This window comes from Methanosarcina baikalica, from assembly GCF_031461075.1.
GTDB lineage: Archaea > Halobacteriota > Methanosarcinia > Methanosarcinales > Methanosarcinaceae > Methanosarcina > Methanosarcina baikalica.
On the sequence record NZ_JAVKPK010000024.1, the window covers coordinates 11,941 to 30,400 of the forward strand.

Annotated in this window: 14 protein-coding genes and 1 tRNA gene; 12 read left to right on the forward strand and 3 right to left on the reverse strand. The window is 43.5% G+C overall.

What is annotated here, in order from left to right; genetic code table 11:
- The first annotated feature begins 22 nt into the window (after window positions 1–22).
- The 6 genes from RG963_RS07510 to RG963_RS07535 all read left to right on the forward strand — a co-directional run bounded on the left by RG963_RS07510 (window position 23) and on the right by RG963_RS07535 (window position 7,693).
- Window positions 23–820, forward strand: coding sequence for an MEMO1 family protein (locus RG963_RS07510; RefSeq protein WP_310575651.1), 798 nt, complete (start codon window positions 23–25; stop codon window positions 818–820).
- Window positions 821–1,107: 287 nt separating this feature from the next.
- Complete coding sequence (locus tag RG963_RS07515) at window positions 1,108–2,013, forward strand: mevalonate kinase (RefSeq protein WP_310575652.1); 906 nt, start codon at window positions 1,108–1,110, stop codon at window positions 2,011–2,013.
- Between the two features lie 99 nt (window positions 2,014–2,112).
- Window positions 2,113–2,892 carry an isopentenyl phosphate kinase gene (locus RG963_RS07520; RefSeq protein ID WP_310575653.1) on the forward strand — a complete coding sequence of 260 codons (780 nt, stop codon included), beginning with the start codon at window positions 2,113–2,115 and terminating at the stop codon, window positions 2,890–2,892.
- A gap of 3 nt (window positions 2,893–2,895) precedes the next feature.
- Window positions 2,896–3,993, forward strand: a complete 1,098-nt coding sequence (gene fni, locus RG963_RS07525; protein ID WP_310575654.1) for a type 2 isopentenyl-diphosphate Delta-isomerase — start codon at window positions 2,896–2,898, stop codon at window positions 3,991–3,993.
- A gap of 1,355 nt (window positions 3,994–5,348) precedes the next feature.
- Complete coding sequence (locus RG963_RS07530; RefSeq protein WP_310575655.1) at window positions 5,349–6,692, forward strand: RNase J family beta-CASP ribonuclease; 1,344 nt, start codon at window positions 5,349–5,351, stop codon at window positions 6,690–6,692.
- Window positions 6,693–6,727: 35 nt separating this feature from the next.
- Entirely contained in the window at window positions 6,728–7,693 is a 966-nt protein-coding gene (locus RG963_RS07535; RefSeq protein ID WP_310575656.1) for a polyprenyl synthetase family protein, read from the forward strand.
- A 289-nt stretch (window positions 7,694–7,982) separates the two neighbouring features.
- On the opposite strand, the gene ppdK is transcribed toward RG963_RS07535, so the two are convergent.
- On the reverse strand, window positions 7,983–10,634 hold the full coding sequence (gene ppdK, locus RG963_RS07540; RefSeq protein ID WP_310575657.1) for a pyruvate, phosphate dikinase: 2,652 nt from the start codon (window positions 10,632–10,634) through the stop codon (window positions 7,983–7,985).
- Window positions 10,635–11,004: 370 nt separating this feature from the next.
- Here ppdK and RG963_RS07545 point away from each other — a divergent pair, with 370 nt between their 5' ends.
- The 6 genes from RG963_RS07545 to RG963_RS07570 all read left to right on the forward strand — a co-directional run bounded on the left by RG963_RS07545 (window position 11,005) and on the right by RG963_RS07570 (window position 15,306).
- Window positions 11,005–11,265 (forward strand): Gar1/Naf1 family protein, encoded by a 261-nt coding sequence (locus tag RG963_RS07545; protein WP_310575658.1) that lies wholly within the window; start codon window positions 11,005–11,007, stop codon window positions 11,263–11,265.
- A 193-nt stretch (window positions 11,266–11,458) separates the two neighbouring features.
- A complete protein-coding gene (locus tag RG963_RS07550) occupies window positions 11,459–12,472 on the forward strand; it encodes a transcription initiation factor IIB (protein ID WP_011020659.1) in 1,014 nt (337 codons plus the stop codon).
- Window positions 12,473–12,629: 157 nt separating this feature from the next.
- Window positions 12,630–13,286: a LysE family transporter gene (locus RG963_RS07555; protein WP_310575659.1), complete on the forward strand. Its 657-nt coding sequence runs from the start codon at window positions 12,630–12,632 to the stop codon at window positions 13,284–13,286.
- Between the two features lie 407 nt (window positions 13,287–13,693).
- Complete coding sequence (locus RG963_RS07560) at window positions 13,694–13,834, forward strand: hypothetical protein (protein WP_310575660.1); 141 nt, start codon at window positions 13,694–13,696, stop codon at window positions 13,832–13,834.
- Between the two features lie 302 nt (window positions 13,835–14,136).
- Window positions 14,137–15,147 (forward strand): class I SAM-dependent methyltransferase, encoded by a 1,011-nt coding sequence (locus RG963_RS07565; RefSeq protein WP_310575661.1) that lies wholly within the window; start codon window positions 14,137–14,139, stop codon window positions 15,145–15,147.
- 87 nt (window positions 15,148–15,234) lie between these two features.
- Window positions 15,235–15,306, forward strand: a tRNA-Thr gene (locus tag RG963_RS07570).
- A 446-nt stretch (window positions 15,307–15,752) separates the two neighbouring features.
- Here RG963_RS07570 and RG963_RS07575 read toward each other — a convergent pair.
- Both RG963_RS07575 and RG963_RS07585 read right to left on the reverse strand, forming a co-directional pair.
- Window positions 15,753–16,877: an MBL fold metallo-hydrolase gene (locus RG963_RS07575; protein WP_310575662.1), complete on the reverse strand. Its 1,125-nt coding sequence runs from the start codon at window positions 16,875–16,877 to the stop codon at window positions 15,753–15,755.
- 268 nt (window positions 16,878–17,145) lie between these two features.
- A complete protein-coding gene (locus RG963_RS07585) occupies window positions 17,146–18,345 on the reverse strand; it encodes an aldo/keto reductase (protein ID WP_310575663.1) in 1,200 nt (399 codons plus the stop codon).
- Window positions 18,346–18,460 lie beyond the last annotated feature (115 nt).

Here is an 18,460-nt window from a genome sequence, read left to right on the forward strand (position 1 = left end):
TTAGTTATATGGGTGATCATAAATGAGGCAGCCAGCAGTTGCAGGGCAGTTCTATCCCCTGCATCCTGAATATCTGGAGAAAGAACTTAAGCGATGTTTTGAAGGTATGGAGATCCGGGAACGAAATATCCTCGGGGCTGTTTGCCCGCATGCAGGATATGTTTATTCCGGGAAAGTTGCTGCAAATGTCTATGCAGCTCTCCCCAAAGCCGATACCTATGTCCTTTTCGGCCCCAACCATACGGGATACGGCTCACCTATATCAGTATCCAGAGACACATGGAAGACTCCCCTGGGAACTGTAGATGTTGATCTCGAACTTGCCGATGGATTTTTAGGAAGCATCGTTGATGAGGACGAGCTTGGACACAGGTACGAACATTCAATCGAAGTTCAGCTCCCTTTCCTTCAATACCGTTTTGATCAGGATTTCCGGATACTTCCTATCTGTATGGGTATGCAGGATGAGGAAACCGCGATTGATGTAGGAGAGCTTGTTGCCAACCTCGTTTCCAAAAGCGGGAAAAAAGCAGTCTTCATCGCATCCAGTGATTTTACACATTATCAGCCTGCAGAGCTTGCAGGGGAAATGGACAATGAAATCATAGAGGCTATCCTTAACCTGGATGTTTCGGAGATATATGAACGGCTCTACAGAAGAAATGCATCCGTGTGCGGATACGGACCTATCGCTGCGATGCTAACAGCCTCAAAAAAGCTCGGCGCAAACCGGGCTGAACTGCTTAACTATTCAAACAGCGGGGATGTTTCCGGAGATATGAATGCAGTTGTGGGATATGCGGCGATTATCGTAGAGTAAGAGGAATTCTGCGGAAAAAATGGAGCATACTCATTTTTGATTAAAGGATACGGGATAGTAACTTACACCCGAATAAATTTTTTACGAATTTTCACCATTATCTACTTATCATAGTTTATAACACAGGTTAAACATCCAAAAATAAGTATTTTAGCATTAGGGAACAAATTGACAGTGCATTCATAAATAAATTAACTGCGCACTCAAAAACAAATTAGCGTTTATCTTCAAATATAAATTCATTGCCTACCTACTTCAATCAAATTTGTAACTTTCAGAGGAGTAATATGATTTCGTGTTCTGCCCCCGGGAAAATTTATCTTTTCGGAGAACATGCGGTTGTCTACGGAGAACCCGCAATAGGATGTGCAATTGAATTAAGGACCCGTGTGCGGGCGGAGTTAAGTGACTCTATAATAATTCAGTCGGAGATCGGCCGAACAGGGATTGATTTTGAAAAACATCCTTATATTTCCGCAACCATTGAGAAAATGAGGGAAATAGTACCAATAGATGGTGTTCATCTGAAAGTTGATTCTGAGATTCCTGTGGGCTCGGGACTCAGTTCATCTGCCGCTGTTACGATTGCAAGTATAGGTGCGCTCAATAAAATGTTTTGCTGTGGCCTCTCTCTCGAAGAAATCGCTAAAATAGGGCATGAAATCGAAATTCAGGTGCAAGGGGCCGCAAGTCCTACTGACACTTATGTTTCTACATTCGGAGGGGTTGTGACCATTCCCGATAGGGGGAAGCTGAAGACGCCTGATTGCGGGATTGTTATCGGGGATACAGGAGTTTTCGCTTCTACAAAAGAGCTTGTAACAAGTGTGAGAAAACTCCGCGAAAGTTATCCACATCTTATAGGGCCTCTAATGGTTGTTATTGGAAGAATTTCCAAGACCGCAGAACCCTTTTTCCAGACAGGAGATTACTCTTCAATTGGCAAACTTATGAATGTGAACCAGGGCCTTCTGGACGCACTTGGAGTAAATACTTTTGAACTCTCTAAATTAATATACTCCTCTAGGGGAGCTGGAGCTTTCGGAGCAAAGAGTACAGGAGGTGGAGGTGGGGGGTGTATGGTTGCCCTTACAGCACCTGACAAATGTATACAGGTTGCTGAAGCTATTGCAGGTGCAGGGGGTAAAGCAATCATAACAAAACCCACGGAACAGGGCTTAAGGTTAGATTGAGCAACTCAAACCCTTATCTCGTTTAGCTTTGTTTCATTATTTCGCGGTTGTCCATAAAGGAAGCTGGAAGTTATTTATTAAGGTATCAAGTGATATGGTATGATCTCAACTGAACCTGTTATCCTGAAACTTGGAGGCAGCGTCATTACTGACAAAGGCGCAGATGAAGGGATTGTAAGAGAGGCTGATCTCCTGAGGATTGCGAAGGAAGTTTCCGAATTCCGGGGAAAAATGATTATTGTGCACGGTGCAGGATCCTTTGGGCATACCCACGCCAAAAATTACGGGCTTGACAGGAAGTTTGATCCGGAAGGGGTAATTATAACTCACGAATCCGTCAAGAAGCTTGCTTCCACGGTGGTAGGTGCCCTGAATCATTTCGGAGTCCGGGCTGTGGCTGTACATCCGATATGCTGTACGGTTTGCAGAAATGGGCGGATAGAGAGCATGTATCTTGACAACATAAAGCTCATGCTCGAGAAAGGCTTTGTCCCTGTGTTGCATGGAGATGTTGTTATGGATCTCGAACTCGGAGCGTGTGTTCTCTCAGGAGACCAGATAGTCCCCTACCTTGCAAAAGAACTAGGGATAACCAGACTCGGACTGGGATCGGCCGAGGATGGAGTGCTTGATAAAGATGGAAAATCCGTACCTGAAATTACCCCTGAAAAATTTGAAAATTTCAAGCATTATATAAGAGGTTCAGGAAGTACCGATGTTACGGGCGGCATGCTTGGGAAGGTACAGGAACTTCTTGAACTTAGCAAAACGTCTTCTATTACTTCATATATATTCAATGCGGGAAAAGAGGATAATGTGTATCGGTTCTTAAATGGAGAATCCATAGGGACTAGGATTAGTCCGGATAAAAGGGTATGAAGTATGATCAACACTACCTCAAGGCGAAAGATCGAACACCTGAAACTGTGTGCTGAAAGCCCGGTTGAATCCCGAAACGTCAGTGCGGGCTTTGAGGATGTGACTCTGATCCACAGGGCGCTTCCTGAACTCAATATGGATAAACTTGATCTGTCTGTGGATCTTCTAGGAAAGCGCCTGAAAGCTCCTTTTTTGATCGCCTCGATTACAGGAGGGCATCCTGATACTATTTCGGTAAACTCTGCCCTTGCCGCTGCGGCTGAAGAGCTGGGGGTGGGAATAGGCGTTGGCAGCCAGAGGGCTGCAATTGATGACCCTGCCCAGGAGGAATCTTTCAAGGTTGTCAGGGAAAAAGCTCCGAATGCCTTTGTTTATGGAAATGTGGGCGCTGCTCAGATCCGCGAGTACGGGATTGATGGAGTTGAAAAACTTGTCGAAATGATCGACGCCGATGCCCTTGCCATCCACCTGAACTTTTTACAGGAAGCCATCCAGCCAGAAGGAGATAGGGATGCTACTGGCTGTCTTGACATGATTAGAGAAATCTGCTCCGTGCTGGGCACACCAGTAATCATTAAAGAAACAGGAGCTGGCATCTCAAGGGAAGATGCCATCCTCCTTCAGAAGGCAGGAGTGTCTGCAATTGATGTAGGAGGTGCGGGAGGCACGAGCTGGGCAGGAGTTGAGGTCTACAGGGCCAGGGAAAGTGGAGATTCTGCCTCTGAAAACCTTGGGGAACTTTTCTGGGACTTTGGAATTCCTACAGTTGCCAGCATTATAGAATCAAGGGTTTCCCTCCCGATTATCGCAACAGGTGGGGTAAGGACAGGGCTTGATATAGCTAAGTCCATTGCTCTCGGAGCCAATGCGGCAAGTGCAGCTCTTCCTTTCGTGGGTCCTGCCCTTGAAGGAAAAAAATCGGTTGTTAGTGTCCTTTCCAGCATGCTGGATGAGTTCAGAGTTGCGATGTTTCTATGTGGCTGTGCAAACATACACGACCTGCGCAATGCGCCCTTGGTCGTTACCGGCTGGACTCTTGAATACCTGCGGCAACGAGGCTTTAACTTAAAGGACTATGCCGTCTCAGGAGACACTTTTTAAGGTACGTCATCCATATTTGACTACTTTTGCTTGTAATCTGTATTAAAATTTATATTATACCGGTAAGGTCTAATAACAGGTGCGTTCAATAAAAGGTTCGTTCCATAACAATATTTATACATAATATGAAAGTAATGTTCGAGAAGAAATCATTAATATATGAATAATGGTTTATGTTCCCAGATAAGGGAATAATCTACTAAGCATAATATTCATGTTCCGGGATTAAGGGAAAACCTACTCGGATAAGAAATCAATATCCTCAAATCAGGGAAAATCCAATGTGAGCATTTTAATTTCCTGAATCAAGGAAAAATTAATTAGCTTATTATCTTTTAGGATACTTGGCGAGTAGAAAAGAATTAGTTGTCAGAACATTCGGATAATAACTAAGTCCGATCTGAATTATCTGGAAGGCAGGTACTCAATTGAATTGGGATCTGCTTCAATATAACCACAATTTTCAGGGTCATCATTTATTTGAAGTCGGTTAAATTGAGGAATTAATCTCACCGTTACTCAGGCTAAAATAATTTAATACAGAGTTATTTCATTATTGGAGCAAGAATAATTTACAAAAGCCATTAAATCAGGAACCACCTGCTGAGAGTCATCATGGCAAGGGTAATTTAAGTAAGATGGGCCAAGAATCAACAGGGATAAAAAATCAATAAAAATAAAGAATCAATTACAAAGAGTAGGTTACTAAGCAAATTCACGAAGAATCGGCTTGAATAGAAGACGATGCGTTTTCAAAACACTTTAAGGGCAGAAATCTTACCTTATATAATAGGTTGATAATCAGGTCCGTAGGGCTTGTTATGAAATAACTTAGGTAACACATAATTATTTTGGAACAAAATCGATGGAGCTGCTTATGAAAATAATTAAGTACAGTATCAAAATGTGCCTAAGTTATTTAGCTGTGGGTTCTTAAGAATTAATATTCAGCAAGGGTATGCAAAAGTTTCCTGTTAATAGAATTCGCAGCCAGAATTTATCTGATCCGACAGGGAAAATCCTTTGAAAGAACGCATCGAAAGAAACCACTACTTGAGATAGCCTCCTGAGTTGCTAGCAGGCATCATAATATTTGTATACTGAAACAAATATATATCTAAAGTGGTATTCTTCTGCACGAGACTGTAGCCTGATTCATTTCATCCGGGAGTGAATTTCTTCCTAAGAGAATGATTTGAATAGTGACTGCTCTAAGGCTGATTCTTTATTAGATTCTATGTTATGCGCTTATACTGTTCACATCAAGGTTATTACTTTAGATTATTACCTACCTGATCCTTTTTCAGAGGATTCGGTTTCACAAGGACAAAAAAATAAAATAAGAGGTTAAAAATATGACTGAAATAGGAATTGTTGCAGTTGGCGGCTATAATGAAATGGGCCGCAATATGACTGCGGTTATCATAGGTGAAGATATTGTTATTCTGGACATGGGGCTTCGGCTCGATCGGGTTCAGATCCATGAAGATGTTGAAATTGACAAAATGCATTCTCTCGAACTTATCGAGATGGGGGCAATTCCCGATGATACTATTATGAAAGAAATCAACGGGACTGTAAGGGCAATTGTCTGTACTCACGGCCACCTTGACCATGTAGGTGCGATTCCGAAACTTGCACACAGGTACAATGCGCCGATCCTTGCTACCCCATATACGGCAGCTATCATCAAACAGCAAATAGAATCCGAGCGTAAGTTCGAGGTCTGTAACAGGCTGATCCCTCTCAATGCAGGCGGCACTTACCAGGTTACAGAAGACATTTCCATCGAATTTATTCGAGTCCAACACAGCATCATTGACTGCGTTGTCGCAGCTGTTCACACTCCGATTGGAGCGGTCCTTTATGCCTGCGATTTTAAGTTGGATCGGACTCCCACAATGGGGGAAGCGCCTGACTTCGAACGTCTCAAAGCCCTCGGAAAGGAAGGGGTTATTGCAATGATTACAGAGAGCACGAATGCCGGACGCTCGGGAAAGACTCCTTCGGAACAGATTGCAAAAGATATGGTGAGGGATGTACTGCTCGGAACTGAAGAGGCCGATGTAGGGATGATTATCACTACCTTTGCTTCTCACATTGCGAGGCTTAAAGCAATTATCGAAGCTGCTGAAGAAATGGGCAGAATTCCGGTGCTGATGGGTCGTTCCATGGAACGCTACGTGAGGGCCGCCAAGGATGTAGGTTACCTTGATCTACCTTCCAATGTCGAGATTTACGGTGTCAGGAAAGATATTGACCGTGCTTTCAAACGCATCATGCAGGAAGGCAAGAACAAGTACCTTCCAATCGTTACCGGGCACCAGGGGGAACCAGGTTCCATCCTTGTGCGCGTTGCGAATGGGGAAACTCCCTACACAGTTGAGCCCGGGGACAGGGTCATTTTCTCTGCAAACGTAATTCCAAGCCCCCTTACACAGGCCAACCGCTATGCCCTTGAGACCAAACTCAGAATGAGGGGCGCCAGGATCTATGACGATGTGCACGTGTCAGGGCACGCATATAGGGAAGACCACTGGGAACTCCTGCGCATGGTGAATCCCGAACATGTAATTCCTGCCCACGGGAATCTGGAAATGCACGGGCACTACATCGAGATGGCGGAAGATGCCGGGTACGTACTCGGAGATACCGTTCACCTTCTCAGAAACGGTGAAGTGTTATATATAGAGGAATAATTTATAGAAAACATATTCCGTATCTCGTGATTTTTATGATGCTGATTGATGAGATCAAAAAAAGAAGTGTCCATGTTGATGCCGCAATTGATGAGCTACTTCCTATAACCAGTCCCGAGGAGCTTTACAAAGCTTCTCGCTACTTGGTGGATGCCGGAGGAAAACGCCTCCGTCCGGCAGTCCTAATTCTGGTGGCTGAAGCTGTCGGCTCAGATCTCAAATCCGTTTTGCCTGCAGCAGTGGCCGTGGAACTTGTACATAATTTCACTTTGATCCATGATGATATTATGGACAAAGATGATATCCGCAGGGGAAGGCCTGCAGTGCATATGATATGGGGTGAAGCCGGAGCGATTCTTGCAGGTGACACTCTTTATTCCAAAGCTTTTGAGATCCTTTCAAAAGTCGAAAATGAGCCTGTAAGGATTTTAAAATGTATGGATGTCCTCTCAAAAACCTGTACCGAGATCTGTGAAGGCCAGTGGCTCGATATGGATTTTGAAACAAGGGATAAGGTTACCGAATCCGAATACATCGAAATGGTGGAAAAAAAGACCTCAGTCCTTTACGCAGCCGCAGCCAGGATCGGAGCCCTTCTTGGAGGAGCTTCTGACGAGACCGCATACGCTCTATTTGAGTACGGGCGCCTCATCGGGATTGGCTTTCAGATGTATGATGACGTTCTGGACATGGTCACCCCACAGGAAGTGCTCGGAAAAGTAAGAGGTAGCGACCTTATGGAAGGGAAGCATACCCTTATTGTAATTGACGCTTTCGGAAAAGGTGTGAAACCGGCTATTTTCGGTAAAGGAGAAGCTACTCCGAAGGAAACCGACGAAGCCGTCCGGATTCTGACAGAATGCGGATCAATTGATTATGTAAAGAACCTTGCAATTTCATATATCAATGAAGGCAAAGCAAAGCTGGACGTCCTGCCTGACGGTCCGGAAAAGGAACTTCTCCTTCAGATTGCCGATTATATGATTTCAAGGGAATACTGAAATCGGTTTTATAGTTTAAATTTAAGTGCAGTTGCTGGAATTGCGCAAGCCGATAAATTCTTCGGCATACGGAAAAATTTATAATTTTTCCTTTTAGTTGCCATACTCACAACAGTGCGCAGTTCTTTCATCGCGCTCAAGACGGCCTCTTTTAGAGCTAAAATTATTTTCGGATTTTATTCTGGGCTAGCTGGATTTGGATACTGGTTTATCCGCCAAGCTCCACATAATGGCCTTCAAAAAAGAGCAGGCAGGATATTGTCCTGCCAAAATTTTAAATTTAAGGATTTTATTTTGCTTTTCTGGATTCAATTGTGCTCTGTGCAGCTACGAGCCTTGCTATCGGAACTCTGTAAGGAGAGCAGCTCACATAGTTGAGACCTATTTCATGGGCGAAGTGGATGGACTTCGGCTCTCCTCCGTGTTCTCCGCAGATTCCCATCTTGAGGTCGGGTTTGACGGAGCGGCCTTTTTCAATTCCGATCTTCATCAGCTCGCCAACACCTTCCTGGTCAAGGACTGCAAAGGGGTCGTGTTCAAGGATGCCTGCCTTCTGGTATATAGGCACGAATTTGGACACGTCATCACGGCTGAATCCGAAGGTCGTCTGGGTCAGGTCGTTTGTCCCGAAGGAAAAAAAGTCAGCTTCCTTTGCGATCTTGTCTGCAATGATTGCAGCTCTTGGAAGTTCGATCATTGTTCCGACGTGGTAATCGATCTTTATAGCTTTCTCGGCCATGACCGTATCTGCCATCTTGCAGACCTCTTCCCTGGTAAGGGAAAGTTCTTTTACAAGGCCCACGAGCGGAATCATGATTTCAGGAACAATCTGCATTCCCTCAGCTGAAAGTTCACAGGCTGCCTCCATGATTGCACGTACCTGCATGTTATAGATTTCAGGGTAGGTGATTCCAAGCCTGCATCCTCTGTGCCCGAGCATAGGATTCAGTTCTTTAAGGGAAACAACACGCCGGATAATCTTCTTGACTTCGTCAATCTTCCCGCAATCTCCTGAGGCTTCAAGTTCCCTGAGCTTTGCGTCCAGTTCTTCTTTGTCCGGAAGGAACTCGTGGAGAGGTGGATCAAGCAGTCTGATAGTTACTGGCAGACCTTCCATGCTGCGGAAGATACCAAGGAAGTCTTTTTTCTGCATAGGGAGCAATTTCTTGAGGGCTTTTTTCCTGGACTTTTCATCTTCGGCCATGATCATTTCCCTTACTGCGGGAATCCTGTCTTCTCCGAAGAACATATGTTCAGTTCTGCAAAGTCCGATCCCTTCTGCACCAAGGTCTCGGGCCAGGGCTGCATCTGCCGGGTTATCAGCATTTGTTCTTACTCCGAGAGTTCTGATTTCATCAGCCCACACGAGAAGACGCTTCAGATCGTTATTTATTTCGGCATCAATCAGCTCTACTCTCCCAATTATGACACTGCCTGCGCTTCCGTCAATGGTAATATATTCATGTTCTTTGATAGTATGGCCGTTTACCATGAAAAGGCCGCTCTTCATGTCGATTGAGATTTCTCCGCAGCCCACTACGCAGGGTTTGCCCATGCCTCTTCCAACGACTGCTGCGTGAGAAGTCATCCCTCCGCGCACGGTAAGGACACCCTGAGCAGCTGCCATTCCTCCTATGTCTTCAGGAGATGTTTCGGTCCGGACGAGAATAGTTTTTTCTCCTCTTTCGGCCATTTCCTCGGCTGCTTCGGCAGTAAATACGACTTTTCCTACAGCGGCTCCGGGAGATGCAGGTAGTCCCTTTGCGATTACCTCAAGTTTTGCTTTGGGGTCAATCCTCGGGTGCAGGAGAAGGTCGATGTGTTCGGCTTTAACTCTGGTGACTGCTGTTTCCTTATCTATCAACCCTTCTGCTACCATGTCAGTTGCGACCTTCACGGCTGCGGCAGCTGTGCGTTTCCCTGTCCTGGTCTGCAGCATGTAGAGCCTTCCTTCCTGGATAGTAAACTCTATATCCTGCATGTCCTTGAAGTGAGCTTCAAGTTTCTGACAGATATAAACAAGCTGTTTATAGGCTTCAGGAATTTTGCTCCCAAGAGTATCAATAAAGTCCGGAGTCCGGATGCCGGCAACCACATCTTCGCCCTGGGCGTTGATAAGATATTCTCCAAAGAATTTCTTCTCTCCTGTGGATGGGTTTCTTGTGAAAGCAACCCCTGTTCCGGAGGTGTTTCCTCGGTTCCCGTAGACCATTGTCTGTACGTTGACGGCTGTGCCCCAGCTGTCATCAATTTCGTTAAGCTTTCTGTATGTGATGGCTCTAGGATTATTCCAAGAATCAAAAACAGCATCAATTGCCATCTGAAGCTGAACCTTCGGATCCTGAGGGAACTCAAACCCTTTTTCAAGTTTGATTACTTCCTTGAACCTTTCAGCCAGCTCTTTTAATGTTTTTTCCTCGAGGTCGGTATCGGACTTGACTCCCAGTTTCTTCTTCTCATCCTCGATCAAGGAATCGAAGTTTCTAAAGTCAATTCCCAGCACCACGTTCCCAAACATGGCGATAAATCGTCGGTAGCAATCGTAAGCGAATCTTCCATCATTGACCTTATTTGCGAGACCCAATACGGATTTGTCCGTAAGCCCGAGGTTAAGGACAGTATCCATCATTCCCGGCATGGACACCCTGGCCCCGGACCTTACAGAAACAAGCAGTGGGTCATCTGGATCTCCCAGTTTTTTGTTGTTTAAGGCCTCGAGCTTATCGATTGCTTCATCTACCTGTTTGAGTACTTCTTCAGAATATTTTTTACCCTTTAAGTAAAGTACGCAAACTTCGGTTGTTATTGTAAAGCCAGGTGGTACGGGGACTCCGAGATTTGCCATCTCGGCAAGGTTTGCACCCTTACCTCCAAGCAGGTCTTTCATACTACTTTTGCCATCAGTTGCATCCTTTCCAAAAAAATATACGAACTTGGACAATGAGTCTCCTCCCTGGAACGAGATCATTAATCGGAGTTAGTGATCAAATATGACCAGATATGCGGTCTGTTAATCGGAGTTAGTGACTGAATATGACCATATATATGGTCTGATTGTTGCCAACAATGTCCATTTAATATATAAGCTTGTGGTTGCCCTCTCCTGTATCTTATACTTTACTATCTTAATTTAGTTAAGACTACCGTATAATATAGGTCTTGCGATATCTTTATATATAATAAACATAGACTACATATGCTTTTCAGTCTACAATATATATTCTTATTTAAGGCTGACAGAATAACATGCTCAAAGCCAGGATATTTTCGCCCTGAGCTGGAGAAATAGCTATTAATTATTTGTGGCTGATATGAAACGACTCGGTACAGTGCTGCACAGATCAGGTGTTAAAAACCTGATAATTATAGGGGATGAGGTAAAACCCGATGACGTCTCAGGTAGTCTTCCTAAATTGAATTCGGTTGTTGTGGATAAGGCTCTGAACCGGATTGGCACAATTGTCAGCGTTTTCGGACCTGTAAACCATCCCTATTTTTTAGTGAGGGGCTTTAAGCAAACTCCTGATTCGGAATTTCGGGCTCTCGTCAATGAAAGAGTCTATATTCGGTGAGATTTCTGACATTGGATGCGCGTTTGAATTATTTATTCTGGTTTAACTTTAACTGGTTTATATGTTTTTTGCTAGTTATAGCTATGAGCTTTCTTATCTCTCCTTTTATATATATTCTGTTATTTCAATTGTGCAGCTAAGGTTACAGGGAATCATAAACATATGGTCATTTTAATTTGTAAGGTGATATGATATGGTAGAAGTCGAAAGAGTTCGCTATTCGGACACTCTTGAAAGGGAAAAAATACGTGCCATGATCAAAGCTCGCAAAGAGAAGCAAAAGGAGCAAAGTTTTGAGAACGAAAAGGCCGTGTGTCCAGAATGCGGCAGCAGGAACCTCGTTCACGACTATGAGCGAGCCGAGCTCGTGTGTGGGGACTGCGGACTTGTCATTGATGCCGACTTTGTGGATGAAGGGCCGGAATGGCGAGCTTTCGATCACGATCAGCGTATGAAGCGTTCCCGTGTGGGTGCGCCCATGACATACACAATCCACGACAAAGGGCTTTCCACAATGATTGACTGGAGGAACCGTGATTCCTACGGAAAATCAATCTCCTCCAAAAACCGTGCTCAACTTTATCGTTTAAGAAAATGGCAACGTAGAATTCGTGTAAGTAACGCAACTGAAAGAAACCTCGCGTTTGCACTATCCGAACTTGACAGGATGGCTTCTGCTCTGGGTCTCCCGAGAACAGTCCGGGAAACAGCAGCTGTTGTCTATAGGAAAGCTGTGGACAAGAACCTTATACGTGGAAGAAGCATTGAAGGTGTCGCCGCAGCCGCTCTTTATGCTGCGTGCCGCCAGTGCAGTGTTCCAAGGACTCTTGATGAAATAGAAGAGGTGTCCAGGGTCAGCCGGAAAGAAATCGGAAGAACCTACCGCTTTATTTCCAGAGAACTTGCATTAAAGCTCATGCCCACTTCCCCTATCGACTACGTCCCAAGGTTCTGTTCTGGGCTCAATCTGAAAGGAGAAGTCCAGTCCAAAAGCGTTGAGATCCTGAGGCAGGCTTCCGAAAAGGAACTTACAAGCGGAAGGGGTCCCACAGGAGTTGCTGCGGCTGCAATCTATATTGCGTCCATTCTCTGTGGTGAACGAAGAACTCAGCGGGAAGTAGCGGATGTTGCCGGAGTTACGGAAGTTACAATCAGGAACAGGTATAAGGAGCTTGCAGAAGAATTGGATATCGAGATTATCCTCTAATTCTTCCTCATTTTTCTTTCTCCAATTGGGGTTCAGCTCTGTTCATATATTTGCAGAGAAATGCCCCATTTTTTGCATTTTCTTTATTTATCCAGCTCTTTACAACTGCGTGCAGGAGTTATTTTTAAAAAGAAGCCTTTAAAAGTTTTGATCTATAATGCTGGCAATTGAAATTTTGAAAGCTCTTCTTTTAGGATTTTCTGTAGGACTTACAGGCGCACTTATTCCGGGCCCTATGCTCTTTGCAACTATAGAGATTTCTCTGAAAAAAGGTTGGCTTGCAGGTCCGCAAGTCGTATTCGGACATATGGTCATCGAGCTTGTGCTCTATATACTCATTCTCTTTGGAGCAGCTTCGCTTGTCGGCAACGGCGTGATTTCTGCAATTTTCCTTATAGGAGGGCTTTCACTTGTAGTCTTCGGCGTTCTTACCTTAAAGGATGCAAGGACCGCCGCTTCTTCAACAAGGATTTCTCAGGATTCATCAGGTTTGAAGCTAACTTCCAGTCCTGCCCTGATAGGTCTGATTACTTCGGTTTCAAACCCCTATTTCTGGATCTGGTGGCTGACTGCGGGCGGTGCTCTTGTCCTCAGGGAATATGAACTGGGAATAATCATTTCAGTGGCTTACATCCTCGGACACTGGATCGCAGACTTCAGCTGGTTTACTGCAATATCCGGGTCTTTCAGCTGCGGAAAAGCCCTATTCTCTCAAAAGATGCACAGTTATATCCTCTATATATGCGGGACATTTCTGATCTTTTTCGGGATGTATTTCATGCTTAATTACAACCATTCGATTCAGCTACCCTGAAAGTTCAGCTGTCCTGAAAACCCAACAGTCTTCGGGCTAATCACTTCTCCGAAATCCTTTTTTTTCTTTCCTCTAGGCGGAGCTTTTTATTTTATGAACCTTCAAAAAGTTTAAAAATAAGGCAAAAAAGGAGGTAAATCTCTATCATCCAATCAACTTATCAGCAAATCTATAGTTTATAATTCTTTTTTAATCGATTGTTTTTTACAGATACTTCTCGCTTGTGAAGCCATGAAAACAGGTAGACTCCTCCGCTGAAAGTCGACAGGAACAAAACCACAAGAATCTCATATTTTTGACAGTTTTCCAGCTCCACCTGTTAGCTATGAATAAGGAACTAAGAAACCGAATTATAAGGTCAGAAAGGATCGTGAAGATACAAAACTGCAGGAGCCGCTCTATCAGTTATGAGCCTTAATCCGAAGTATGACAGATACGATAAAGATGAAGCTCCCAGGGTATATCCTAAAGTGTTTATCTTCCCATATCGCGGAATTCCTGCTTTTTTTGAACCGCTTAACTTCAATGCAGTAAATCCGATCCTGTAAGTTAATAGAGTTGAAACCTGCAATCCAGGCGAGATTTCCCTGATCCGATTAATGGCACATTCCCATTACCAATTTTAGCACCCCTCAAAATCAAGTTATTTTTGGTCTTATTCTAAAATAGTGCCCGGGATTAAAGATCCCCCGGAGGCAAAGTCTCTGAGACATTTTCTGTTACTGAAAAACCTGCTTCGATTTTCCAAATACTTAATAACCATATAAGTAACCGAATAAATAGCCGGATAAATTTTGAGACAGCTTATTAATAGAAGGATAACCTTAGGGTTCCCAAAGGTCGATTTTCTATGAAACGGCATTGCATAAAAGTTCCTAAAAATAAAGGAGAACCTGTAAGAAGAATGCTCCTTGAGCTTGAAATCCTTGATAATTCCGTAAAAATAGGTACAGATGGGAAATTTCTTTATCTGCCCCTGACCAGAGAGCCTGCTCCTGACGAGCTGAAGGTTTTTCCTGACAAAATTGAACTTACCGAGTCCGATTTTGAGCTCCATGAGAAAAAACCTGTTCCTGAAGATCTACTTGGTTTCAGTCCGACATATGAAATCATAGGGGATATTGCCCTTCTGGAGGATTCGGACCTGGATTCTCAAAAGGCTTCGAAAATTGCCAATGTCCTTCTCCGAACTCAGCCAAATATAAAAACCGTACTCAAACCTCTTACTCCTGTAATAGGGGAATTCAGGGTCAGGGAATTTGAAGTCGTTGCAGGCGAGCCCAGGACCGAAACAGTTCACAGAGAATACAGCTGCCGCTATAAAGTTGACCTTGCAAGGGCTTATTTCACTCCACGCCTTTCTACCGAACGTTCGCGTATCCTCTCCTGGGTTATGGAAGGGGATACCGTCGTTGATATGTTTGCAGGTGTGGGCCCTTACAGTATTCTGATCGCAAAGAGTAATAAGCCTTCAAAGGTTGTAGCAATTGACAAAAATCCTGATGCTGTACGTTATCTGAGGGAAAATATAATTCTCAATTCGGCGAAAAATATAGAAGCAATCGAAGGCGATGCCAGGGAAGAAGCAAAAAAGTTTGCAGTCACTGCTGACCATGTGATTATGAATCTCCCTCATAATGCCCACGAGTTTCTTGATCCGGCTGTTCTTCTTACAAAGCCTGGTGGAATTATCCATTATTACGGAATGGCCCATGAAGACGATCTCTTCGAAAGTTTTATTAGACTTATACGGGCAGCTGCGGAAAGAGCAGGAAGACAGGTAGAGGTTCTGGAGAAAAGAGTAGTACGTTCTTATGCTCCTCACCAGTATAATGTATGCATCGAGGCCAGAATTCTTTAATGCCTTGAAAAACAGAAAGATTCTTCACAAGCGAAATGATTAAATTCTTGATCGTTATTTTAAGTCTGCTTATTCTTTTATTCACGTGCCGTCGTGGCTTAGCGGTATAGCGGCTGATTCGTAATCAGCAGGTCGAGGGTTCAAGTCCCTCCGGCGGCTCTTTAAGATTTTTTGTTCAGTTCCGTATCTCTTGTATTTATTTTGATTAATAAAATCATTTGGTAATATATAAGCATTTCTTTTATTCTGTTCCTTAATATCTTTTTTGTAACTATTATTTATAGTTATTATTGAAATCGCTACCAACAAGGCCTGTTATATCTCCGAATTTTTAAAGAAGGACTAGTGCACCGATTCCAAAACGAATCCATTAATGAAGAAAAAAATTCATTGATCAATGGACAGATTTAAAGGTGCAGGTTCGTGAGTGTATTTTGGAATCGAAGCACTAGCTATCCGGTGTATCACAAGGCCAATGTTTCGCACTCGGAAGGATTTTTACTCGTCTCTTCCTGATACCCCTGTACCGGCTTCCTTTCTTCCTGATAAATAAGGAACTATAACGCTTATCTGCTCAGCTAGTAGCTGGATTAATATGCTCCAAATCAAAAATTCCACCATGAATTTAGAGGCATGTGAAGGTCTGAATCTAATAGAACAGTTTCACCAATCTTTGGGGCAACTATATTTACTTCTCTTTTTTTTGCCTCTTTTAATGCTCGTTCTATTGGTTCTTTCCAACTATGATTAGCTAATGTAAATGCTCCCCAATGCATTAACATCATAGTCTTACCATTTACATCTAAATTGGCTTGGACAGATTGCTCTGGTGTCATATGAATATCCGCCCATCTCCGGTCATATTGGCCTCCTTCAATTAAGGTGATATCAAAAGGTCCGTATTTCTTTCCTACTTCCTTAAAATGGGTGTCATATCCGCCGTCCCCGCTAGTAAATAGACGCTTGTTTTTCCCCAGAATGGCCCATCCACCCCATAGTGTAGTATCGATGTTAAATGGTTCTCTTCCAGAGAAATGTCTGGCTGGTGTCAAGGCAACGGTTAAGCCCTGATACTTCGTTTCTTCCCACCAATTGAGTTCTGTTATATTTTCTTTTGGAATACCCCATCGAATCAAATGAGCACTAACCCCGAGAGGAACAAAGAAATGTGATACTTTACTCTTTAGCTTTACAATAGACTGATAATCTAGGTGGTCATAATGGTCATGCGTAATAAAAACTGCGTCAATAGGCGGCATTTCATCAATAAGATGCAACATAATATCTTTACTATAATTATATCTCCTAACTCCCGCAAATGAAACCGGTGAGGCTATAGGGCTCAACATAGGATCTATCAATAACTTTTTATTATCAATGCTAAGCAGAAATGCAGAGTGTCCAAACCAGGTCAAGCTATCATTTTCACTTTTAATTTTATTCCAGTCAATGACAGAAACAGGAATTGGGCCAGCCGGATTGCGATCTTTAGCCTCTGAAGTAGAATCCTTATTCGTTGATGAAGCATCTGAGGAATTCATGACGTCGGTTGGAACCTCATTAACAAATTTTCCGTTAACATAATTACTTAAATTTTGATAAGTTTCTTTTTGTTCTTTCGTTGGATTTCCACCGAAAGCTGGGTCTAAGTTTATAAACAATGTAATACTAACACCCAATAGAAGTAAAAAACTGAATAGGTACAACATCATCTTTTTAAGCTTTCTCATGTTTCCACTTCTGTAATTCCGATTTTACGCAACCCCTACGTCATATATGGTAATAATTTCGCAGCCCATTTCTGAGGCAATAATGCGAGCCTCTTCCACAGCCGGCATATCTGCTGTACCTGCTGAGAGTATCCCAACAACTCCACCAGTCTTCTGGACAGGACATGAAGATAAATAGTGGAAAATGGAAATATTGTTTAATCTTTCAATAAGGTTAGCTTAAACAATATCTTCATTTTGTCTTTTCTGCACTTCGAATTTCTCGCTTTTAAGTCCGCTTGAATACCTGTTTTGCTATGGCAACTCTCTCCTCCAGATCAGATCCTTCAAGTTCTTCTACAACAGATTCGAGAATCGTTGGTATATCAAGGTGCTGGGGACATTTTTCAAGGCACTTTTCACATTGTACGCACTGTGATGCAAATTCGGGCCCTCCGACGGATAGGATGCCACCCAACCTTGCAGCATAGAGGAACTTTGTCTCATCTACATTGTTGGACATGTACAGGTTGTTGTACGTTTCGAAACATAATGGAATATTCACCCCTGCTGGACAGGGCATGCAGTACTGACAGCCTGTGCAGCCTACTTTCATCAGTTCACGGTACTTCCTCTCTACTTTTTTTACTAGCTGCAGTTCAGCTTCAGTCAGAGAATTTGGGTATGCTTTGTCTGCTACTGTAAGATTCTCTTCAATATGAGTTTCCTCATTCATCCCGGAGAGGACAACCGTAACCTTTGGATGGTTCCACACCCAGCGAAGAGCCCATTCTGCAGCGGTCCTCTTTGTTGGAGCCTCATCCCAGATCTCTTTCACAGCAGGAGGCACGGGGCTTGCGAGGTACCCTCCACGGAGGGGCTCCATAATGATTACTCCAAGGTCTTTTGAAGCTGCATAATCCAAACCCACGGTACCTGCCTGGTTCTTTTCGTCCAGGAAGTTGTACTGGATCTGACAAAAGTCCCAGTCATAGGCATCTACTATCCGATTGAAATCTTCTCCCGAGCCGTGGAAGGAAAAACCTGCGTTAATTATGCGGCCGGCAGCTTTGGCTTTATCAAGGAAATCAGCTACATCCAGCTTTTCAATATTGTCCCACAGTTCACCAACGAGAGCATGGATAAGGTAATAGTCGATGTGGTCTGTTTTGAGTTTCTCCAGCTGAGCATTCAAGAACTTATCCATATCCTTTCGGTTCTCTATAAGCCAGGAAGGGAGTTTTGTTGCGAGTTTTACTTTCTCGCGATATCCGTCAGCAAGAGCACGACCTAAAAAAGGCTCACTCTGTTCCATGTGATAAGGCCAGGCCGTATCAACATAGTTTACTCCGTGGTCGATTGCATAGCGTACCTGCTGAGTGGCTCTTTCTTCATCTATAGTACCATCTTCTTTCATGGGAAGACGCATACATCCAAATCCAAGTATAGAAAGTTCATCTTCATTCGCAGGAATTTTTCTGTACAACATTTTCAATTCACCTGGTTTCTTCAAACTCTTTTTATGTCTCTCGGGTTGATTTTCTGATTGACTGGATATTTTGAGGTAAGTTAGTCCATTAATTTCCATATATGAGTGACTGGTC